Origin of the sequence: Sneathia sanguinegens (genome assembly GCF_001517935.1) — a bacterium.
GTDB classification, from domain to species: Bacteria; Fusobacteriota; Fusobacteriia; order Fusobacteriales; family Leptotrichiaceae; genus Sneathia; species Sneathia sanguinegens.
Window position 1 is genome coordinate 1 of record NZ_LOQF01000020.1, and the last position, 3,084, is coordinate 3,084.

General features: G+C 44.6%; 2 rRNA genes. Both read right to left on the reverse strand.

The window, feature by feature from the left end:
- Nucleotides 1-2 precede the first annotated feature (2 nt).
- Nucleotides 3-110 (reverse strand): 5S ribosomal RNA (rrf, locus tag AWT65_RS06210).
- A gap of 47 nt (nucleotides 111-157) precedes the next feature.
- A 23S ribosomal RNA gene (locus AWT65_RS06215) occupies nucleotides 158-3,073 on the reverse strand.
- Nucleotides 3,074-3,084 lie beyond the last annotated feature (11 nt).

Sequence of the window (3,084 nt, forward strand, 5' to 3'; positions counted from 1 at the left end):
AAACTTGGCAGTTACCAATCTTCCCCATTACTGAGTATTTTAGGCGTATATAGGCTTAACTTCTAGGTTCGGTATGTTGCTAGGTGTACCCCTATAGCTTTGCCACCAAGTTTTAATAAGACAATTAGAAATAAATAGTAGTTGTAAAAAAGATCCTTTAGTAAAGCTTTCAAGTTATTAGTATTGGTCCGCTTAATATATCTCTATACTTACACTCCCAACCTATCTACCACATGTTCTCTGTGGACTTTCATAGAATACTTATCTCAAAGTGGGTTTCTCACTTAGATGCTTTCAGCGATTATCCCTTCCAAACGTGACTACCCAGCCATGCATCTGGCGATACAACTGGTACATCAGAGGTTTGTCCATCCCGGTCCTCTCGTACTAAGGACAGTTCTTTTCAATATTCTTACGCCTGCAGTGGATAGGGACCGAACTGTCTCACGACGTTCTGAACCCAGCTCGCGTGCCTCTTTAATGGGCGAACAGCCCAACCCTTGGGACCTTCTACAGCCCCAGGATGAGACGAGCCGACATCGAGGTGCCAAACACTTCCGTCGATATGGACTCTTGGGAAGTATCAGCCTGTTATCCCCGGGGTAGCTTTTATCCGTTGAGCGATGGCCTTTCCATTCAGTACCACCGGATCACTAAGTCCTACTTTCGTACCTGCTCGACCCGTCAGTCTCGCAGTCAAGCTCCCTTTTGCCTTTACACTCTTTGGTTGATTTCCATCCAACCTGAGGGAACCTTTGAACACCTCCGTTACTCTTTTGGAGGTGACCGCCCCAGTCAAACTGCCCATCTAACACTGTCTTAATTGCTTAATTAGAATTTCAACAACATATGGTTGGTATTCCAACAGTGACTCCCTTAGTACTTGGGCACTAAGTTCTTCGTCTCCCAACTATCCTATACACACATTGCCAAAACCCAATGTCAAACTACAGTTAAGCTCCACGGGGTCTTTCCGTCCTACTGCAGGTAAGCGGTATCTTCACCGCTATTACAACTTCACCAGGCCTCCAGCCAAGACAGCTCCCAAATCATTGCACCATTCGTGCAGGTCAGAACTTACCTGACAAGGAATTTCGCTACCTTAGGACCGTTATAGTTACGGCCGCCGTTCACTGGGGCTTCAATTCGAGACTCTCATCCCTCCTCTTAACCTTCCAGCACTGGGCAGGTGTCAGCCCATATACGTCGCCTTCCAGCTTAGCATAGACCTGTGTTTTTGGTAAACAGTTGCTTGGGACTCTTCACTGCGACCTATCTTAGCTCCAGGTTTTTCTCCCTTCACCTAATAGGTACCCCTTCTCCCGAAGTTACGGGGCTATTTTGCAGAGTTCCTTAGCTAGAGTTAGCCTGTCGGCCTTAGGTTTCTCACCCTGTCCACCTGTGTCGGTTTTCAGTACGGGCACTTATTATCCTCAGTAGAAGTTTTTCTTGGCAGTGTAGGATTTGTGACTTATACATCTTACTGTACTTCCCCATCAGTTATCATATTTAAGTATACGGTTTTTCCTTTATACTCATACTTCTTCCTTAGAATGGCTATTCCGTCAGCCATCTCACATACCTTCCTGCGTTACTCCTTTCCTTCAAGCGTTTAATAAGTGGTATAGGAATATTAACCTATTTTCCATTCGCATTCACATCTCTGTTTCTACTTAGGTCCCGACTTACCCATGGTTGACAAACATTGCCATGGAATCCTTGGACTTCCGGCCAGAAGGTTTCTCACCTTCTTTCTCGCTACTCATTCCTGCATTCTCACTTCTGATACCTCCAGATCGTCTTCCAACTCTCCTTCTACGGCCTACAGAACGCTCTCCTACCAACATATCTATCGATATATTACATAGCTTCGGTTTATGTCTTAGCCCCGTTAAATCTTCGGCGCAGATACTCTCGACCAGTGAGCTATTACGCACTCTTTAAAGGTTTGGCTGCTTCTAAGCCAACCTCCTGGTTGTTTTGGAATATCCACCTCCTTTCCCACTTAGACATAATTTGGGACCTTAGCTGTTGTTCTGGGTTGTTCCCCTCTCGTCTATGGACCTTGTCATCCATAGGCTCACTCCTAATTATTAATATATGGTATTCGTAGTTTGCTTGACTTCAGTAAGCTATATGCCCCCTAGGTCATACAGTGCTCTACCCCCACATATCTTCTATTAAGGCTGCACCTAAATGCATTTCGGAGAGAACGAGCTATCTCCTAGTTCGATTGGCTTTTCACCCCTAGACCTATCTCATCTCCCAACATTTCAACGGCGGTGAGTTCAGTCCTCCACTGGGTCTTACCCCAGCTTCAACTTGGACAGGCCTAGATCACTAGGTTTCGCGTCTATAACATACGACTTTCGCCCTCTTAAGACTTGGTTTCCCTTCGGCTCCGTTTCCTTAACCTCGCCATATATCATAACTCGCAGGATGATTAACCAAAATCCACGCAGTCACAAGGTTACCCTTGCTCCTACCGCTTGTAAGCATACGGTTTCAAATTCTGTTTCACTCCTCTTCTCGAGGTTCTTTTCACCTTTCCCTCACGGTACTCTGCTCTATCGGTTAGTAAAAGTATTTAGCCTTATGAGATATGGTCCTCACTGATTCACACCAAATTCCTCGTGTTTGATGCTACTCGGGTGCTATTCTTAAATTTAAATCTTTTCACTCTACAGGACTTTCACCTTCTTTGGTTTAGCTTTCCAACTAATTCTGTTTCTTCATTTAAATCTAATGATATATAGACTTCTATCTGAATAGTCCCTCTACCCCACATTAGAAACGTCGTCCAACTATTACTCTAATATGGTTTAGGCTCCTTCCCTTTCGCTCGCCGCTACTCAGAAAATCGTTTTTACTTTCTTTTCCTCCTGTTACTTAGATGTTTCAGTTCACAGGCTTACCTCTTTCGCGTATATGCTCCTCATATACAGGTTTTCCCATTCGGACATCTTGGCTTCTTCGTTTATGTGCAACTTCACCAAGCTTTTCGCAGCTTATCACGTCCTTCTTCGGCTTTTACTACCTAGGCATCCTCCGTATGCCCTTTTTTAGCTTCTCTCTAACTCTTTT